Annotated in this window: 16 protein-coding genes; 6 read left to right on the plus strand and 10 right to left on the minus strand. The window is 70.5% G+C overall.

Going from position 1 to position 17,871, the window contains the following annotated elements; genetic code table 11:
• Positions 1-73: 73 nt before the first annotated feature.
• Positions 74-529, plus strand: a complete 456-nt coding sequence (locus C4K88_RS02280; protein WP_146065585.1) for a hypothetical protein — start codon at positions 74-76, stop codon at positions 527-529.
• A gap of 73 nt (positions 530-602) precedes the next feature.
• Here the strand turns inward: C4K88_RS02280 and C4K88_RS02285 are convergent, their stop codons facing one another.
• Positions 603-1,952: an HNH endonuclease gene (locus C4K88_RS02285; protein WP_438502316.1), complete on the minus strand. Its 1,350-nt coding sequence runs from the start codon at positions 1,950-1,952 to the stop codon at positions 603-605.
• 598 nt (positions 1,953-2,550) lie between these two features.
• On the opposite strand from C4K88_RS02285, the gene C4K88_RS02290 reads away from it, so the two are divergent.
• Both C4K88_RS02290 and hrpA read left to right on the plus strand, forming a co-directional pair.
• A complete protein-coding gene (locus C4K88_RS02290; RefSeq protein WP_104119995.1) occupies positions 2,551-3,582 on the plus strand; it encodes a helix-turn-helix transcriptional regulator in 1,032 nt (343 codons plus the stop codon).
• Positions 3,583-3,689: 107 nt separating this feature from the next.
• Positions 3,690-7,733 carry an ATP-dependent RNA helicase HrpA gene (hrpA, locus tag C4K88_RS02295; RefSeq protein ID WP_104119996.1) on the plus strand — a complete coding sequence of 1,348 codons (4,044 nt, stop codon included), beginning with the start codon at positions 3,690-3,692 and terminating at the stop codon, positions 7,731-7,733.
• On the opposite strand, the gene C4K88_RS02300 is transcribed toward hrpA, so the two are convergent.
• From C4K88_RS02300 to C4K88_RS02315, 4 genes are all read right to left on the minus strand, one after another.
• Positions 7,705-8,304 carry a hypothetical protein gene (locus C4K88_RS02300; protein ID WP_146065586.1) on the minus strand — a complete coding sequence of 200 codons (600 nt, stop codon included), beginning with the start codon at positions 8,302-8,304 and terminating at the stop codon, positions 7,705-7,707. The two genes, hrpA and C4K88_RS02300, sit on opposite strands and share 29 nt — an antisense overlap.
• A 53-nt stretch (positions 8,305-8,357) precedes the next feature.
• Complete coding sequence (locus C4K88_RS02305) at positions 8,358-8,783, minus strand: HIT family protein (RefSeq protein ID WP_104119998.1); 426 nt, start codon at positions 8,781-8,783, stop codon at positions 8,358-8,360.
• 293 nt (positions 8,784-9,076) lie between these two features.
• The gene (locus C4K88_RS02310) at positions 9,077-9,904 is read right to left on the minus strand and encodes a sulfurtransferase (protein WP_104119999.1); all 828 of its coding nucleotides are present in this window, start codon (positions 9,902-9,904) and stop codon (positions 9,077-9,079) included.
• A gap of 129 nt (positions 9,905-10,033) precedes the next feature.
• Complete coding sequence (locus C4K88_RS02315; RefSeq protein WP_104120000.1) at positions 10,034-10,693, minus strand: MBL fold metallo-hydrolase; 660 nt, start codon at positions 10,691-10,693, stop codon at positions 10,034-10,036.
• A gap of 111 nt (positions 10,694-10,804) precedes the next feature.
• Between C4K88_RS02315 and C4K88_RS02320 the strand changes: the two genes are divergently transcribed.
• From C4K88_RS02320 to C4K88_RS02330, 3 genes are all read left to right on the plus strand, one after another.
• Positions 10,805-11,239, plus strand: coding sequence for a Fur family transcriptional regulator (locus C4K88_RS02320; protein ID WP_104120300.1), 435 nt, complete (start codon positions 10,805-10,807; stop codon positions 11,237-11,239).
• An 81-nt stretch (positions 11,240-11,320) separates the two neighbouring features.
• Positions 11,321-11,833: a MarR family winged helix-turn-helix transcriptional regulator gene (locus C4K88_RS02325; RefSeq protein ID WP_104120001.1), complete on the plus strand. Its 513-nt coding sequence runs from the start codon at positions 11,321-11,323 to the stop codon at positions 11,831-11,833.
• Between the two features lie 70 nt (positions 11,834-11,903).
• Positions 11,904-12,443 carry a MarR family winged helix-turn-helix transcriptional regulator gene (locus tag C4K88_RS02330; protein ID WP_104120002.1) on the plus strand — a complete coding sequence of 180 codons (540 nt, stop codon included), beginning with the start codon at positions 11,904-11,906 and terminating at the stop codon, positions 12,441-12,443.
• 6 nt (positions 12,444-12,449) lie between these two features.
• Here the strand turns inward: C4K88_RS02330 and C4K88_RS02335 are convergent, their stop codons facing one another.
• The 5 genes from C4K88_RS02335 to C4K88_RS02355 all read right to left on the minus strand — a co-directional run bounded on the left by C4K88_RS02335 (position 12,450) and on the right by C4K88_RS02355 (position 17,871).
• Positions 12,450-13,343, minus strand: coding sequence for a metal ABC transporter permease (locus C4K88_RS02335; protein WP_104120003.1), 894 nt, complete (start codon positions 13,341-13,343; stop codon positions 12,450-12,452).
• A gap of 3 nt (positions 13,344-13,346) precedes the next feature.
• A complete protein-coding gene (locus tag C4K88_RS02340; RefSeq protein ID WP_174705197.1) occupies positions 13,347-14,186 on the minus strand; it encodes a metal ABC transporter ATP-binding protein in 840 nt (279 codons plus the stop codon).
• A gap of 77 nt (positions 14,187-14,263) precedes the next feature.
• The gene (locus tag C4K88_RS02345; RefSeq protein WP_104120004.1) at positions 14,264-15,256 is read right to left on the minus strand and encodes a metal ABC transporter solute-binding protein, Zn/Mn family; all 993 of its coding nucleotides are present in this window, start codon (positions 15,254-15,256) and stop codon (positions 14,264-14,266) included.
• A gap of 93 nt (positions 15,257-15,349) precedes the next feature.
• A complete protein-coding gene (locus C4K88_RS02350; RefSeq protein WP_104120005.1) occupies positions 15,350-16,438 on the minus strand; it encodes a hemolysin family protein in 1,089 nt (362 codons plus the stop codon).
• The gene (locus C4K88_RS02355; protein ID WP_104120006.1) at positions 16,435-17,871 is read right to left on the minus strand and encodes a hemolysin family protein; all 1,437 of its coding nucleotides are present in this window, start codon (positions 17,869-17,871) and stop codon (positions 16,435-16,437) included. Before C4K88_RS02355 ends, C4K88_RS02350 begins: the two co-directional genes overlap by 4 nt.

Below are 17,871 nucleotides of genomic sequence, written 5' to 3' on the forward strand. Positions count from 1 at the left end.
CAGATCCGCCCGGTCCACCCGGTTCGCCGGTTCGCCGGCCGTCCCCGACCGGCGTGGCCTCATACCCCTATGGATGGTCCGCAGCGCGACGGCCCTCCTGGCTGTCCTCCTCGGCAGCATCGCCTGGGACGGTTCCGTATGGATCGTCCTGCCCCTCGTGGTGGCTGTGGGCGCCGCGGTCCTGCCGTCGGTCGGTGTGGTCACGCTGTCCCTGCTGCTGCTTGCGGTCGCATATGCGGTGAACGTACCCGCTGGATCCGCCTGGCTCCTGGTGTTCGTCGCCGGGCTGCACGCCATCTTCGTCCTCTATCTCCTGCTCCTGCAGCTACCCCTGCGTGGATGGATCAGCACTGCCGCGCTCCGTTCGCTCGCACTGGCCTTCCTGCGGATCCAGGCGGTGGCGCAACCCGTCGCCGTCCTGGCCCTGCTGGTGGGCGATGCCGGATCCAGCCTGCCGGCTGTGCTGGTCGGCGTCGCGGCCCTTCTCACGTGGGCGGTGTGGTTGGTGAGGGAACGCGCAGAGGCGTGATTGGCCGAAGACGACGGTGCCATTCTCAGCGAGCTGTCCTCGTACGCGGCTCCGTCATGAAGCCTGCAGTGGGTCAAGCCAGGATCAATTCGGCCCGCGCCACCTTCTCTGCCAGTTCTAACCGTTCTGCCACTTCTACCTGCTCCACCTGTTGAGCCTGTTGTGCCCGCTGAGCCCGTCGACGCTCCTTCTTGATCGTCCGTCGGGCAGCTCGTCGTTGCTGGGCTGACGTGTCGTCGGGTGGAGTGTTGTGACTGCTCCCGGGGAGGGGTGGCGCGGTGGAGTGGTAGGTGTGCCCGGTGGGCGTGGTGACCGTCAGGGCGTGCCGTTCCCCGGGCGCGGAGACGGTTCGTGCTCTCCAGCCGTCGAGTTCCTTGGTGTGGTTGCACGCCTCGCACAGCCCGGCCCCGTTGGCCAGGGTGGTGGGTCCGTTGGTGTGCCAGGGGATGATGTGGTCGTAGTGCCGGATCGGCGCATCACAGTACGGGGTCCGGCACAGATCGTCCCGGGCCTGGAGGAACCGGCGCTGCCCGGTAGTGAACAGCCGAGCCCGGGAGTCGACGCCGACCAGTTCCCCGGTTCCGGGGGCGGTGTAGAGACGCCGGAGCCACACCTGCTGCTCTGCCTTGTCCTGGGTGAGGAGGTCCCGGGCCCAGCCGGCGGGGACGATCCCATACCCGGGCAGGCGGGCCGGTTCACTGTCACCCTGCAGCAGGGTCCTATCCGTCATGATCAGCTGCACCTCGATGCGGGAGAACCCGCCCGGGGTTCCCGTGGTCCGCTCCACCAAGGCGTCCGCCATCAGCTGCCCCCTGCTGCGGGTATCACCTATGGCGCGTCGGGTGTCGGCGTGCCGGGTCAGCTCCGCATGCACCGCCACCCCCTGAGCGACCGGGAGCAGGGCGGTCAGATACGTCATGGTGTCCGGCGCAGGACGCAGACTCACATGCCGGTCCCTGGCGGCATGGCTGGCACGCTGGGTGACGCTGCGCGGATCCCGCCGATACGCCGCCGCCCGCGCCACGGCCACCAGCTGCCGGTCCCCGACACCGTCGAAACTGCCTCTATCCGCGGCCAGTTCGTCGTCGACCGCGCACCGATCCGCAGCCGACAGGCACGCCGTCTCCCGCACCAGCAGGGTCGCCCGCCACTCATTCAGGCGACCCGACTCCAGGGCCGCGAGGGTGTGCGGCATCTCCGTCACCAACGCCCTCGCCAACCCCAGCAGCCGGCCCCCGCGGGCCGGCGACTCCCGGCGGGCCAGGGCGAGCTGCGCGCCCACCCCACGACCCTGCTCCACCACCGGAACACCAGCGGCCGCCTGCACTTGGCGCTGGACCAGATCGAAAGCGACAGCAGCCCGCGCCTGGGCGCCGGCAATCGCGGACTTCAACTCCTCCAACGCGGCCACGAGATCGACCAACCCAGCCCCGTCCACGCCACCCACGGCACCAGCAGCACTGCCCGCACTACTGGCACCAGTGGTGCCAGCGGCACCACTGGCACCGACGCCGCCCTTGTTACCGGTACCGCCGACACGAGCTACCTCACCAACGCGAGCCGCCTCACCAGCACGAACGGGCAGTGAGACCACTTCCCCGATCAGTTCCCGTACCCGAGCAGCCGGGCCCGAAGACCCAGTGCAGGCGGACGAGACCAAAGGGGACGGGTCAGCAACTGGCCGGACCGTGCCGGATGAGGTTGCAGCAGGCGGGGTCGCATCGGTGGGGGTGGTACCAGGCTGGAGGAAAGTCGATAGAACGCCACCCCGCTGCAAAGCACCACCAACAGAGGCGGTCTTCAACGAGGCATTCCGGCTGCTGTCCATACTGAATTCTCCCAACCGTCACCGACACGATGCGGGCCGTTCCGGGCTATGTGGACAAGTCGAGGTGTTCCATCAGGAGGATGCTCCGTACCCGCCGGTCTCCTCGTCCGATCCCGACCTCTGGCCACCGAATCCCTCGACCCGGAGCCGATTGAGGACAGCTATCGTCCGCTTCCGGTCGTACCGTTGACCCATGATCGAGACCTCGGCGCGCCTGCTCCAGCTCCTCTCGCTCCTCCAGCTCCGGCGCGAATGGACCGGACCCGCCCTCGCGCAGCGCATGGGCGTCACGGAGCGCACGGTCCGACGCGACATCGGCAAGCTGCGGACGCTCGGCTACCCCATCAACGCATCCCCCGGAGTGGCGGGCGGGTACCAGCTCGGCGCCGGGGCTCAACTGCCACCCCTCCTGCTCGACGACGACGAGGCACTCGCCGTCGCGATCGGCCTGACCGCAGTCACGGCCAGCCCTGTCTCCGGTGTGGGCGAAGCCTCCGTGCGCGCGCTCACGAAGCTCGAACAGGTCCTGCCGCCCCGGCTGCGGCCCCGGTTCGCCGGGCTGCGTTCTGCGGTGACACGCATGGCGGCAGCCAGCACCCCGGTGAATCCGGAGATCCTGACCGCCCTCTCCGCAGCCATCACCGAACACCGGTGCGTCGCGTTCCGGTACGACCGGCACGACGGCGAATCCTCCCGACGCATCGTCGAACCGTACCGGCTCGTGGACACCGGTCGACGGTGGTACCTGGTGGCCTTCGACCGCTCCCGGGAGGACTGGCGGACCTTCCGCGTGGACCGGTGCCGGAGCGTGCCGGTGGCCCGCGACCGCTTCCTCCCCCGCCCCCTCCCTGCCGCAGACCTCGCGGCGTACGTGCAGGAGTCCATCACCCGCTCGCCCTTCTCCTACGACGCCGTCATCAGGTTCCATGCACCCCTCCGAGACCTGGAACCGCACGTCCCGCCCAGCACGGGCACCCTCGACGCCGACGGTGATCACCACACGCTCCTGCGGGCGGGCTTCGACTCCCTCGACTTCCCGCTGGCCTACCTGGCGAGCTGGGACATCGACTTCGAGGTCCTCGAACCGGCCGCGATGCGCGAGCGTGCCGCCGTAGTCGCCGACCGGCTCCGCCGCGCTGCAACACCCTCCGCCCGGGAAGCACCGCAAGAGCTGGACGGCGAAGCACCGGACGCACCGAAGGGCGAACGGCCGGACAGGGACTGACTGGACGGCGAAGCACCGGACGCACCGAACGCCGAGCGACCGGACACCGGCCCTCGGTGAACATCCCGACTGCGGCCCGGCGCGAGGAACTAGACTGGCAGGCAACTATGCCACTGACTATCTCCTATCCCGCGGACCTCCCTGTCTCGGAACGCCGGACCGACATCATGGCCGCCATCGCGGCCAACCAGGTCACCATCATCGCCGGCGAGACCGGGTCCGGGAAGACGACGCAGATCCCCAAGATGTGCCTGGAGCTCGGCCTGGCCGAGCACGGGCTGATCGGTCATACCCAGCCCCGGCGCCTCGCGGCCCGCACCGTCGCCGAGCGCATCGCCGAGGAACTGCAGGTCCCGCTGGGCGAGGAGGTGGGCTACCAGGTCCGCTTCACCGGGTCGGTGGGCCGGAAGACGAAGATCAAGCTGATGACGGACGGCATCCTCCTCGCCGAGATCCAGCACGACAGGATGCTGCGCAAGTACAGCACGATCATCATCGACGAGGCCCACGAGCGCAGCCTCAACATCGACTTCATCCTCGGCTACCTGAAGCGGATCCTGCCCGAGCGGCCGGACCTCAAGGTCATCATCACCTCGGCCACCATCGACCCCGAGCGCTTCGCCGCGCACTTCGCCGCCGACGCCGCCGTCGCGAACACCTCCCCCGCGCCGATCATCGAGGTCTCGGGCCGCACGTACCCGGTCGAGATCCGCTACCGGCCGCTCGACCAGCCGCCGGGCGGGCTCGACGACGGCGAGGGCGGCGCAGAGAGCGAACTCGAGGAGGAACGGGACCCGCTCGACGCCGTCTGCGACGCGGTGGACGAGCTCTCCCTCGAAGCCCCCGGCGACGTCCTCGTGTTCTTCTCCGGCGAGCGTGAGATCCGTGACGCCGCCGACGCCCTCCGCGCACGAATCCAGGCCACCACCCGCCTGCGCGGCACGGAGGTCCTCCCCCTCTTCGCGCGGCTCTCCCTCGAGGAGCAGCACCGCGTCTTCCGCCCCACCGGCAGCCATCGCCGCATCATCCTCGCGACGAACGTCGCGGAGACCTCCCTCACCGTGCCCGGCATCAAGTACGTCATCGACACCGGCACGGCCCGCATCTCGCGCTATTCGCACCGCACCAAGGTGCAGCGGCTGCCGATCGAACGCGTCTCCCAGGCCTCCGCGAACCAGCGGTCGGGCCGCAGCGGCCGCGTGTCCGACGGCATCGCCATCCGCCTCTACTCGGAGGAGGACTACGCCTCGCGGCGGCCGTTCACCGAGCCGGAGATCCTGCGGACCAGCCTCGCTGCGGTGATCCTGCAGATGGCGGCCATGGGCGTCACCCGCAGTCCCAAGGACATCGCCGAGTTCCCGTTCGTCGAGCCGCCCGAGACCAAGGCGATCAACGACGGCGTCGCCCTGCTCCGCGAGCTCGGTGCACTGAAGGACGACGGCGGCCTGTCCGCGGTGGGCCGCAAGCTCGCCCAGCTCCCCGTGGACCCACGCCTCGGGCGCATGATCGTCGAGGCGGGGACGCGCGGCTCCGTCAAGGAGGTCATGGTGCTCGCCGCGGCCCTGACCATCCAGGACCCGCGGGAGCGGCCGTCGGCGGATCAGCCCGCCAAGCAGCAGCAGGCTGCCGAGAAGCACAAGCGCTTCATGGACGAGAACTCGGACTTCACGGCCTATCTCAACCTGTGGCGGTACCTGCAGGAGAAGCAGGACGAGCTCTCCTCGACGCAGTTCCGGAAACTGTGCCGCACGGAGTTCATCAACTACCTGCGGGTGCGGGAGTGGCAGGACCTGTTCCAGCAGCTGCGCCAGCTGGCGAAGCCGCTCGGTATCACGCTGCCCGCCGGCCCGGTGGATCCCGTGGGCCTCCACGAGCAGATCCACATCAGCCTGCTCTCGGGACTGCTGGGCAACATCGGCCTCTACGACCAGCGCAAACGGGAGTACTCCGGCGCACGCGGCACCCGCTTCGCCGTGTTCCCCGGCTCCGCACTGTTCAAGAAGTCACCGGACTGGGTCATGGCCGCCGAACTCGTGGAGACCTCCCGGCTCTGGGCGCGCGTCGTGGCGCGGATCGATCCGCTGTGGGCCGAGCAGGTGGCGCCGCACCTCGTGAAGCGCTCGTACAGCGAACCGCACTGGTCCCGGAAGATGGGCTCGGTCATGGCGTACGAGAAGGTGACCCTCTACGGGGTGCCGATCGTGCCGCAGCGCCGCATCAACTACGGGCGGATCGACCGCGAGGTGGCCCGCGAGCTGTTCATCCGGCACGCCCTCGTGGAGGGCGACTGGAAGACCCACCACACGTTCTTCAGCCGCAACCAGGCCCGCCTCGCCGAGGTGGAGGAACTCGAGAACCGCCTGCGACGGCGTGACCTGCGGGTGGACGACGAGACGCTGTTCGAGTTCTACGACCAGCGGATCGGCCCGGATGTCGTGTCGGAGCGGCACTTCGACTCCTGGTGGAAGCAGGCCCGCCACGAATCCCCCGACCTGCTCGACTTCGACCCCGAGCAGCTCCTCAGCGAGGACGCCGCGGAGCTCGACGAGGCGGCCTTCCCGAGCACCTGGCACCAGGCGGGCTTCGAGCTGCCCCTGGCGTACGAGTTCTCGCCCCTCACACCGGGCGCGCACGACGGCGTGACCGTGACCATCCCGGTCCTGTTCCTGAACCAGCTGGACCCGAAGCCGTTCCGCTGGCAGATCCCGGGTCAGCGCGTGGAACTCGTCACCGCGCTCATCAAGTCCCTGCCGAAGCAGGTGCGGAAGAACTTCGTGCCCGCACCCGACGTCGCACGGAGTGCCGTCGCGGCCCTCGCCGCGGACTTCGATCCGGCCCAGGACGATCTCGAGGCCTCCCTCGAGCTCGCGCTGCGCCGCCTGCGGGGCCATGTGATCCCGCCCGGATCATGGACCTGGTCCGCGGTACCGCAGCACCTCCTGATGATGTTCCGGATCGTCGACGCCGCGGGGCGGGTGCTCGACGAGTCGCGTGATCTGGAGGCCCTCCGGGAGTCCCTGGCCCCTGCGGTGAGCCGCGCCATCGCCGAATCTCTCGGCGCGACGCCCGGCAGCACCCGGCCGGCGGGCGGTCCGGGTCGCGGGGGCCGCGGGAAGGCCTCCGCCGGTCCGGCCGGTCGGAACAGCACGAAGGCCGAGTCGGCGGGCCGCGGGTCCGGTCGGACGCCCGCAGCGGACGGCCCCGCGTCGGGCGGGCAGACCGCACAGGGCGCCGCCCTGTCCCGTGGGGCGGTGGCAGTGGCCGAGGCACCGGCGATCGCCGAACGGACGGGCGAGAGGACCTGGGTCTTCGGGGACATCGGGCGTGAGGTGTCCCGCACCGTCGCCGGGCACCGGGTCACCGGGTACCCCGCCGTCGTCGACGAGGGCACCTCGGTAGGCCTGCGGGTGTTCCCGACCCCGGGCGAGCAGGCGACGGCCATGCGCGCCGGGATCATCCGGCTGCTGTCACTGCGCATCCCCAGCCCGGCGAAATACGTCCTGGAGCACCTCAGCAACACCGAGAAGCTCACCTTCAGCCAGAACCCGCACGGCAGCGTCGCGGAACTCATCCGCGACTGCTCGCTCGCGGCGATCGACAAGCTCGTGCCCGAGCAGCTGCCCTGGACCGAGGCGGCGTTCGACCGGCTCTACGAGGAGGTCCGCGCCGAGCTCATCGACACCGTCTTCATCGTGACGGCGACGGTGGAGAAAGTGCTCTCCAGCAACCGGCGCATCCAGAAGCAGCTCAAGGGGACCACGAGCCTGGCTCTGATCACAGCCCTGAACGACATCCGGAGCCAGCTCGAGCAGCTCGTCCACCCGGGTTTCGTCGCGGCCACCGGCTACGCCCAGCTGGCGCACCTCCCGCGCTACCTGCGGGCCATCGAGGTGCGGCTCGAGAAGCTGCCGACCACCGTGCAGCGGGACGGTCTCGGCACCGCCGTCATCCAGCGGCTCGAGGACGAGTACGACGACGCCGTCGCGTCCCTCGCGGCGGGACGGCATCGGCCCGCGTCGCTGGGGCGTGTCCGCTGGATGATCGAGGAGCTGCGGGTGAGCCTGTTCGCCCAGGACCTCGGGACCGCCTACTCGGTGTCCGAGAAGCGCGTGCGGACGGCGCTCAACGAGGCCCTCGCCGAGACGCGGTGACCGGGACCCGCGCGGTGCCGGCCGGTGCCGGAGCGCCGACCGGCGTCCGGTCCCCCCGGACCCGGGCGGAGAGGTTCCGGGCACGCTCGGCCACCGAGGTCCGCGGGTCCTCCGCCAGGCGCTCGAGCCGGGGCTCGAGCCACGCGCGCAGGGTGGGATCGTCGTCGGACCACGCGGACAGCGTCTCCATGGTGTTGATCAGTACGATCCAGTCGTGCTCCTCGATGTTGCGCTGGAGGATGACCGTCGCGCGGTCGCGCTGATCCGGCGTCAGGTCCGGCGTGAGCCGCAGGAACAGCTTCGCGAGCGTCCACTGCGCGGAGGCCTGATCGAGCGTCCCCACCTCGTCGATGAGGCGGTCGGCGAACGGGATCAGCCACTCGTGTCGCGCGGCCTCGAGGCGTTTGAGGGCGCTGGAGGTGCGCAGCCGCACCACCGGGTCATCACTGCCGTAGCACTCGAACAGCTCCTGCAGCCTTGACCGGTCCGCAGCGACCAGCTCGACGACCTCGACCGTGCGCCCCATGGAGTTGGGGTGCCCGCCCGTCAACATGCTCTCGATAGCTTCCATGCACCGGCAACCTACCAGCGGAGAGCGGTTCGCGGTAGCGGTCTACGGCCCGTTCAGGCCGGGACGGAGGCGGAATGCCCGGCTTCGCGCAGCGCACTCCGGAGGGCCTCGGCGGTCCGGTCCATCGCGGCCGGGTCCGGCGCGTGGTCCACGCGCTTGACGTCGAAGTCCTCCGGGGACTGCGTCGGCCAGACGTGCACGTGCAGGTGGGGCACCTCGTAGCCTTCGAGCAGGACCCCGACGCGCTCGGCACCGAACGCCGCCTCCTGCGCCCTGCCGATGACCTGGGCAACGGCCATCACGCGGGTCAGGGTCTCCGGATCGGCCTCGAGCCAGTGTGGGATCTCGCGCCGCGGCACCACGAGCGTGTGCCCCGGGGTGATCGGGGCGATGGTCAGGAACGCCACCACGTTTTCGTCCTGCCAGACGAAGCGCCCGGGCACCTCGCCGTTGATGATCCTGGTGAAGAGAGTGGTCATCGGTCCTCCTGGGGTCGCTGCCGGCCGGACACCTCCGCGCGCCCGGCCGGCGGGCAGCGGGATGCCGCCGCGCAGGGGCGGCGGTGCGGGGCGTCCTGGGGTCATGCCCCGACGCTACCGTGCCGCGGTGCGGCGGGGCGACCGCCGGCCCCGCCGCGTGTCAGTCGTGCAGGCGCCATCGTGCAGGCCCCGCCGCGTGTCCGTCGTGCAGGCGCCTTCGTGCAGGCGCCGTCGTGCAGGCGCCGTCATGCAGCTGCCGTCCTGCCGGACGGCGCCTGCACCGTCCGCTACTGTCAGGCCCCCGTCGCGACGGGCAGGCCCTCCGTCGTCGACCACTGGGACCACGAACCAGGGAACAGGGCCGCGTCGATCCCGGCGATGTCCAGCGCCGCGATCGCGTGGGCCGCGGTGATGCCCGACCCGCAGTAGACCGCAGTGCGCCTCCGGCCGGCACCCATGCGTTCGAAGCGGCGGCGGAGCTCCTCCGCGGACCGGAAACGGCCGTCGTCGCCGAGGTTCTCGGTCGTCGGGGCGCTGACCGCACCGGGGATGTGGCCGGCCAGCGGGTCGATCGGTTCGTGCTCACCGCGGAAGCGTTCACCGGCGCGGACGTCGAGGACGACGTCGCCGTGCGCGGGATCGAGCAGGTCGGGGATCGCGACGACGGGCATGTGCCCCGAGGAGAGGTGGACGCTGCCGACGCAGTGCCGCTCCTCCCCGCCCTCGACGTCGTACCCGGCCGCGCGCCAGGCGGCGAGGCCGCCGTCGAGGAGGCTGACCGACGCGAAGCCGGCGTCGCGCAGGAGCCACCAGAGGCGTGCCGCCGCGAGGTTCCCGGAGTCGTCGTAGGCGACCACTGTGTCGCCGTCGGCGAGGCCCCACTGGCGGGCCGCCTCCTGGAGGGCCTCCGGGTCGGGGAGGGGATGGCGTCCGAGCCCGGGACCGCCGGGAGCGCACAGCTGCGTCTCCAGGTCCACGTACACGGCGCCGGGAATGTGGGCTTCGCGGTAGTGCCGGTGGCCGAGGGGGTCACCCAGGGACCAGCGCACATCCAGCAGGATGGTCTGCCGGCCGGAGGTCATCCGGTCCCGCAGCTCCTGCACATCCATCAGAGTCTTCATCGAGATCTCCTGTCGGAACGGTGACCGGACCGCGGGCTCACCGCGGCCGGTCCTGATGCAGGCCAGTCCACCACACCCGGGGTGCCCCACCAAGGAATCCGTCCGGCGGTCGGAGCGGGTCGGCGCGGATCAGACGTCGACGCCCTCGCGGACCGCGAGGTGCCGGAAGGTCGTCCCGTACTTCGCGCCCAGGCGCGTGAGATGGCCCTCGACGATGCCGAGCCCGGCGTCGTTGAGGAGGGCGTCGTGGATCTGGAATGCCCGGGGGGCCCGGACCGACACCGTGAAGTCCACGACCTCCCCCAGCTTCGACCACGGCGCGTGCACCGGGACCAGCAGCGTGCCCACCTCGATGCCGTCCGGCACGATGAGCGAATCACCCGGGTGATAGACGGATTCCTCGACGAGGTAGCCCACGTTGGTGATCACCGGGATCAAAGGGTGGATCAGCGCGTGCTGTCCGCCGAAGGTCCGCACCCGGAACCCGGCGGCCGTGAAGTCCTCGCCGCCGGACACGGAGTGGACGCGGTCCCCCGCGGCGTCACCCAGAGCCGCTGCGACGGTGTCGGCCACTCCTTGGGGCGCCCACAGGGCAAGCGCGGGGTCCGCCGCGAGTACGGCGACCACGCGGTCGACGGCGATGTGGTCGGGGTGCTCGTGCGTGACGAGCACGGCGGCCGCTCCTTCGAGCGATTCCTCGACCTCGGAGAAGGACCCGGGATCGAGCACGAGCACGGAGCCCTCCTGCTCGAGCCTCACGCACGAATGGGAGTACTTGGTCAGCAGCATCGCCCCAGACTACCGCCGTGGGCGCTGATAATCTGGATGCTGAACCCCGGGCACGCACGCCCGCAGGAAGGGTAGGACATGACGCCTGAGGCGACCTCCGAGGCAGGAACGATGACGGGTACGGCTGCACCCACCCGCAAGGGATCCGAGCAGCGCGTCACGCGGCAGCGCCGCGCGGTGAGCGCCGCCCTCGACGCCCTCGACGACTTCGTGAGCACGCAGGAACTCCATCGCGTGCTCCACCAGCGCGGGGAATCGGTCTCCCTCGCCACGGCCTACCGCATCCTCCAGTCGATGGCCGACGACGGCCTCGTGGATGTCCTGCGGAACGGGGACAACGAAGCGGTCTACCGTCGCTGCGCCGTCGAGCACCACCACCATCACCTGCTCTGCAGGAACTGCGGACGCGCCGTGGAGATCGAGGCGCCCGCCGTCGAGCAGTGGGCAGCCCGCATCGCGGCCGAGCACGGCTTCTCCGACGCGGCCCATACCGTCGAGATCCACGGCCTGTGTCCGGACTGCACGGCGGCCGCGGACCGGGTCTGAGGCCGTGCCGTACGCACCGGAGTCGTTCCCGCCCCCACCAGGGGTACCGATGATGTCGGCGTGGTCCATTAGGCTCGTTCCGTGACCTCCCGTGACCGCTCCGCCCACGCCGCGGACCCCGTCCAGGACCTCGTAGACGCTGTGCGCCTCTACCGGGACGCCGAGAGCTCCATGCGCAGCCAGAGCCGGGACTCCATGCACCTCGGCAGGACCGACATGACGGCGCTGCGCGTCATGCTGCGGGCGGGCCAGGCCGGGCGCCCGCTCAGTGCTGCAGCCCTCTCCCGTGAACTCGGGATCTCCACGGCAGCCACGACGGTGCTGGTCGACCGCCTCGAGCAGAGCGGCCACGCCGAACGACGCCGGAGTGCTACGGACGGGCGGGTGATCGAGGTCTGGCCGACCGCGGCGACCGAACGCGAGGTGCGCGCGACGATGGGCACGATGCACGAACGGATGATGCAGATCGCCTCCGCGCTCCCGCCCGAGGACAGCCGGACCATCCACCGCTTCCTCGTCGCCCTCGGACGGGCGATGACGGAGCTGGACTTCCCTGCGACCGGAACCGCCGGGACCGTGACGCCTTCCCCCTGAGCGGGGCCCGGGTTCGGCGGTCGGACAAGTACCTAGGGAGCTTGACTACTAGATGGTCTAGGATAAAGCCATGAATCCTACGGACGCGCGGCAGGGAGCGGGCTACTGGTATCCCCCGTCCGGCGAGGAAGGTACCCCTCAGGCTGCGACCGGCGTCGACGTCCTCAACGCCCTGCGGGCCTACCGGACCGTGGAGAGCGGCCTCCGCCGGGAGCTCAGCCAGCGACTCAGCATCAACGAGACGGATCTGGCGGCCCTACGCTACCTCCTGGGCGTGTGGCAGAAGGACGAGGGGGCCAGCCCCAAGGAGCTCGCCGTCGCCCTCGGGATCTCCAGTGCGTCGACCACGCTCGTCATCGACCGGCTCGAGAAGGCCGGCTTCATCCGGCGCCGCAGGCACCCCGTCGACCGGCGCGCCGTGATCCTGGATCCCGGGGACAGGGCCACCGGCGAGTTCCGGTCCGCCTTCGACATCGAGGAGCGCGGCGTCCTCGCCGCCGCCGACGGCCTCACGGGCGAGGAGACCGAGACGGTCACCCGCTTCCTGCGCAGCATGGGACAGGCGATCGCCGACGCCGTGCGCCCGCCGGACACGGACACCCGCGCCTAGGCCCTCCTACCGCAGCGAGGTGACGGCGGCAACTGCCGGCTCCGCCGGGCGGGATCTGCGCACCGAGCGGCGGGACCCGACCATGCGGCATACGAGGTAGATGGCGAACGAGATCGTCGTGACGTAGGGGCTGATCGGGATGCGGCCGCCCAGCGCCAGCAGGATGCCTCCCACCACCGACGTGCACGCGAACACCACGCTGAGCAGGACGACGACGCCCGGCGCCGACGAAACCCTCAGCGCGGCCGCCGCCGGGGTGATCAGCAGCGCGAGGACCAGCAGGGCCCCCACCACCTGGATGGACAGGGCCACCGAGACCCCCAGCAGCACCATGAACAGGATCGAGAGGCCGCGCACCGGCACGCCACGGGCCTCCGCGAGATCCGGGTCGGCGCTCGCGAAGGTGAGCGGACGCCAGATGGCCGCCAGGGCGAGCATGACGACGACCGCGCACCCGACGAGCAGGTTCAGCTGCACGTCGTCGACCGAGACGATCTGCCCGGTCAGGAGGCCGAACTTGTTCGCGGCACGCCCCTCGTAGAGGGCGAGGAACAGGATGCCGAGGCCGAGCCCGAAGGGCATCACGACGCCGATGATCGAGTTCCGGTCGCGGGCGCGGATGCCCATGAAGCCGAGGACGAGCGCGGCGAGGACGGAGCCGACGAGCGAACCGGCCACGACGTTGGCCCCGACGAGCAGGGCGAACGCGGCTCCGGCGAAGGAGAGCTCCGCGATGCCGTGCACCGCGAACGCGAGGTCGCGCATCATGACGAAGATGCCGATGAGTCCACCGAGGAGTCCGAGTACCGCCCCCGCGATGAGCGAGTTCCGAACCAGCGGCAGCAGCTGGGCGTAGTTGTCGAACGTGAAGAGGGCGTCGACGATGTCCTGGAGGTCCATGGCCTAGGCGCTCTCGTGGTGGTGGGTGGTGGCGTCCGGCAGGCCGACGACGACGATCCTCCCGTTGCTGTGCAGCACCTCGACGGGACTGCCGTACAGCTCGGAGAGCACCTCGCTCGTCATGACCTCGGCGGGGCTGCCCACACGGAACTTGCCGTCCGCGAGGTACAGCACGCGGTCCACGTAGTCGATGACGGGGTTGATCTCATGGGTCACGAAGACCACGGCGCTGTTCCGCTCGTGGCACTGCCGGTTGATGAGCGAGCTCACCGCCTGCTGGTGGTTCAGGTCCAGCGAGAGCAGGGGCTCGTCGCACAGGAGGACGGCCGGGTCCGTGGCGAGGGCCTGCGCGGCCCGCAGCCGCTGCTGCTCGCCGCCGGAGAGAAGGCCGACGGGCGCGTCCGCATAGGAGTCCGCGCCGACGTCGCGCAGGAGCCGGTCCACGTGCCCGCGGTACCCACGGTCCCGGAGGCGCAGCCCCCAGCGGTGGCCGTCCACCCCGAGACCCACGAGGTCGCGGGCCCGCAGCGGGGTCTCGGGGGGAAAGGATTTCTGCTGGGGGATGTAGCCGAGCGCCCGGCTCCCCCGCGTGACCGGGCCGCCGTCGATCGTCGCGGTGCCGGCGTCGAGGGGCTGCAGCCCCAGCAGGACCTTCAGGAAACTCGTCTTGCCGGAGCCGTTGGGGCCGAGGACGGCGAAGAACTCGCCGGGCAGGATGTCGAGGTCCAGCCCCTCCCACAGGGTCCGGCCGCCGAAGGACAGCGCTGCGTCGCGCAGGCTGATCGCCGGTCGCACGTCGGTCCCCCGGGGGGAGGACGACGGCCGGGGAACGGTGGAGGTCATGCGGGGCGGCTTCCAGTCTGTCGTGGTGCGGGGGCTCCGGCGGCTCAGGTGTGGAGCGGGAGCGCTGCCGGGGATCCTCAGGATCCGAGGGCGGCGTCGATGCTGTCGGTGTTGCCCGTCATCCAGGACACGTAGTCCTCGCCGTCGGGCAGGGTCTCCGTGAACTCGACGACGGGCAGGCCCGCCTCGTCGGCGACGGAACGGACGGCTTCCGTCTGCGCCCCCTCGGTCTGGCCATTGTAGGCAAGGAACGCGAGGCCGCCACCCTCGACGAGGGTCTTCATCTCGTCCAGTGCCGCGACGGGGACGTCCGACTCCTCCTCGATCGCCTCCGTGAACGCCTCCGGCGTCACGTCCTCGAGACCGGCCGCCTCCAGCAGGTACGCGGGGACGGGCTCGGTCACCGCGACCTCGACGTCCCGGCCCTCGTTCTCCGATGCCAGCGCGGCCAGCCGCTCCTGGAGGGGCCGCAGCTCCTCGACGAAGGCCTCGGCGCGCTGGCGGTAGGCGTCGGCGTTGGGCTCGTCGAGGCGGGCCAGCTCGTCCGCGATCGCCGTGGCGAGCGTGGCCATCGCGGGGAGGTCGTACCAGACGTGCTCGTTGAAGGACCCGTGCCCGTGGCCCTCCCCTGCATGCTCCTCACCCTCGTGGTCCTCGCCGGCAGGCTCCTCGTCGGCATGCTCCTCGAGGCCGGACAGCTCGACGGCGTTGAGCACCGTCTCCACGCCGGTCTCGTCCGCGAGGCGCCCGAGGAAGGCGTCGTACCCCCCACCGTTCTCGATGACGAGGCCCGCCTCCGAGACGGCCAGCTTGTCCTGCACCGTGGGCTCGTACGAGTGGGGATCCTGGCTCAGGCTGCTGACGATCGACGTGACCTCGACGTCGTCGCCGCCCACGGCGGCGGCGATGTCGCCGTACACGTTCGTCGCGGTGACGACCGTGATCGCCGCATCGCCCGCGGCACCCGCCTGCCCGTCGGCCGCGCCCGACCCGCCGTCCCCGCAGGCGGAGAGGCCGAGGGCCGAGACCGCCACCAGGGCGGGAAGAGCGAGACGGCGGGAGACAGACATCGGGGAACCTCGATCGACTAATGAGAATTGTTCAGGTTAGCGCTTCGAGCATAGCTCAAACGCGAACCGTTCGCAGTTCTCGGGTGCCGCCGGTCAGGCCACCGGCGCGTCAGGGCCGCCGATGCCCTCGCCGGACCTGCGCGCACCCTGGTTCTGGGTGGCGTCGCGGATCTCGCCGATCAGCTGCTCGATCACGTCCTCGAGGAAGAGCACGCCGCGCGTCGTGCCGTCGGGCCCGAGCACGCGCGCCAGGTGCGAGCCGGTCCGCTGCATGACCGTCAGGGCGTCCTCGATCTCGTCGTGCAGGGACAGGTTGGCCAGCGTGCGGACCTTGTTCTCCGTGATGGGCCGGCGGTACATGGCCTGCGGCATCGACATGATGTCCTTCAGGTGCATGTACCCGGTGAGGTTGTCGTGCTCGTCCACCATCACGAACCGGGAGAACCCGGTCCGGCCGACGGCGCGCTCGAAGTCTTCCGGTGTGGCGTCGGTGCGGACGGTGACGAGCTCACCCAGCGGCACCATCGACGTCTCGGCCGTCTGGCCGGAGAACTCCAGGGCGCCGGTGATGAGCCCCGACTCGTCGTCCACGAGCCCGCTCTTGGTCGACTCCTCGACGATGGACTGCACCTCCTCCAGCGTGTAGGTGGAGGACACCTCGTCCTTCGGCTCCACCCGGAGGGCGCGGAGGATGTGGTTCGCGGCCCAGTTCAGCGAGGAGATCACCGGGTTGACGATCCGGGCGATCATCACCAGGGGCGGCGCCAGGAGGAGCGCGGCCTTGTCGGCGACGGAGACCGAGATGTTCTTCGGCACCATCTCGCCGAATGTCACGTGGAGAAAGGTGACCAGGATCAGGGCGATCGCGAAGGCCAGACCGCCGGCGAGGCCCTCGGGGATCCCGACGGCCTCCAGCGGCACCACGAGAAGGTGGTGGATCGCGGGCTCGGCGACCTGCAGGATCAGGAGCGAGCAGACGGTGATGCCCAGCTGCGCGCACGCGAGCATGAGGGAGACGTGCTCCATGGCCCAGATGGTGGTCCTGGCACGCTTCGACCCCGTTTCCGCCAGGGGTTCGATCTGGCTGCGGCGCGCCGACATGATGGCGAATTCCGCGCCGACGAAGAAGGCGTTGCCGGCCAGGAGGATGACGAGCCAGAGGATTCCTGCCCAGTCGCTCATCGGGGGTCCTTTCGGTGGGCCGTGCTGCCGGCGAAGACGGGCCCGGGAGTCTGCTCGACCTTCGGTGATCCCTGGGGCACCGCCTGGTGCTCGGGGACGACGGCGCTCTCGGCGTCGTGCCCCTGCTCGGCGTCGGGGGTGGGTGCCGGGCGGAACTGCAGGCGGTCGATGCGCCGTCCGTCCATGCGCTCCACGGTGAGCGTGCCCGCGGGGACCTCGACGGCGTCCCCGGGGGCGGCGACCCGCCCGAGTTCGGCCATGATGAACCCGGCGACGGTCTCGTAGCCGGCTTCGTCCGGCACCACGAGGCCGGGTATCTGCAGGGTGACCTCGTCGGGGCGCATCAGGCCGGGGAAGAACCAGTCCCCCGCGGCGCTCTGCAGCACCCCCAGTTTCAGCTTGTCGTGTTCGTCGGCGACCTCGCCGACGATCTCCTCGACCAGGTCCTCGAGCGTGGCGACGCCGGCGGTGCCGCCGTACTCGTCGAGCACCACGGCCAGCTGGAGGTTCGCCTCACGCAGTTCGCTGAGGAGCGAATCGAGGTGCACCGTCTCGGGGACGCGCAGGACGTCGGTCATGATGGTGCCGGCGGGAAGCTCCGCGCGCTTGTGGCGCGGGACCGCGACGGCCTTCTTGACGTGCACCACGCCCCGGATGTCGTCCGCGGAGTCGCCGATCAGCGGGAACCGGGAGAACCCGGTGCGGCGCGCGGCCTCGACGACGTCGGCCACGGTCTGGTCCGAGTCGATCACCTCCATCCGGATGCGCGGGGTCATGACGTCCGCCGCCGTCCGCTCGGAGAAGCTGAAGGTGCGCGCCAGGAAGTTGGCAGTGCCCTGGTCGAGCGTGCCCATCTCGGCGGAGCGGCGCACGAGCGAGGAGAGCTCCGACGGCGTCCGTGCACCGGAGATCTCCTCCTTGGCCTCGAGCCCGAAGATGTTGAGGATGCGGTTGGAGAACCCGTTGAGGACGAGGATGGCCGGCTTGAAGACGGCCGTGAACATGAGCTGCGGGCGGGCCAGGGCCCTGCCCACCCGGAAGGGCAGCGCGATGGAGAGGTTCTTGGGGACCAGTTCGCCGATGAGCATGGACAGCAGGGTGGCGAGGATCATCGCGAGGACGAGCGAGGCGGAGGCGACCAGCGCTTCCGAGAGGCCGAGCGCCGTGAGCGGCGTCTCGAGGAGCTTGCCCACGGAGGGCTCCATGACGTAGCCGGTCAGCAGCGTGGTGAGCGTGATGCCCAGCTGGCAGCTGGAGAGTTGCGTCGAGAGGGACTTCAGGCAGCGCAGCAGGGGCACGGCTTTCGTGTCCCCCTCGTCCACCGCCCGCTGGACGTAGGTCTGGTCGAGGGCCACGAGGGCGAATTCGACGGCCACGAAGAAGCCCGTGCCCAGCACGAGGAGCAGGCCGGCAGCCAGGTAGATCCATTCCAC

This window comes from Arthrobacter pityocampae (assembly GCF_002927275.1).
Lineage (GTDB): Bacteria > Actinomycetota > Actinomycetes > Actinomycetales > Micrococcaceae > Arthrobacter_D > Arthrobacter_D pityocampae.

Coding starts and splice junctions, on each gene's coding strand:
- C4K88_RS02280 (WP_146065585.1), top strand. CDS start 74: ATGGTCCGCAGCGCGACGGCCCTCCTGGCTGTCCTCCTCGGCAGCATC.
- C4K88_RS02290 (WP_104119995.1), top strand. CDS start 2,551: ATGATCGAGACCTCGGCGCGCCTGCTCCAGCTCCTCTCGCTCCTCCAG.
- hrpA (WP_104119996.1), top strand. CDS start 3,690: ATGCCACTGACTATCTCCTATCCCGCGGACCTCCCTGTCTCGGAACGC.
- C4K88_RS02300 (WP_146065586.1), bottom strand. CDS start 8,304: ATGGAAGCTATCGAGAGCATGTTGACGGGCGGGCACCCCAACTCCATG.
- C4K88_RS02305 (WP_104119998.1), bottom strand. CDS start 8,783: ATGACCACTCTCTTCACCAGGATCATCAACGGCGAGGTGCCCGGGCGC.
- C4K88_RS02310 (WP_104119999.1), bottom strand. CDS start 9,904: ATGAAGACTCTGATGGATGTGCAGGAGCTGCGGGACCGGATGACCTCC.
- C4K88_RS02315 (WP_104120000.1), bottom strand. CDS start 10,693: ATGCTGCTGACCAAGTACTCCCATTCGTGCGTGAGGCTCGAGCAGGAG.
- C4K88_RS02320 (WP_104120300.1), top strand. CDS start 10,805: ATGACGGGTACGGCTGCACCCACCCGCAAGGGATCCGAGCAGCGCGTC.
- C4K88_RS02330 (WP_104120002.1), top strand. CDS start 11,904: ATGAATCCTACGGACGCGCGGCAGGGAGCGGGCTACTGGTATCCCCCG.
- C4K88_RS02335 (WP_104120003.1), bottom strand. CDS start 13,343: ATGGACCTCCAGGACATCGTCGACGCCCTCTTCACGTTCGACAACTAC.
- C4K88_RS02340 (WP_174705197.1), bottom strand. CDS start 14,186: ATGACCTCCACCGTTCCCCGGCCGTCGTCCTCCCCCCGGGGGACCGAC.
- C4K88_RS02345 (WP_104120004.1), bottom strand. CDS start 15,256: ATGTCTGTCTCCCGCCGTCTCGCTCTTCCCGCCCTGGTGGCGGTCTCG.
- C4K88_RS02350 (WP_104120005.1), bottom strand. CDS start 16,438: ATGAGCGACTGGGCAGGAATCCTCTGGCTCGTCATCCTCCTGGCCGGC.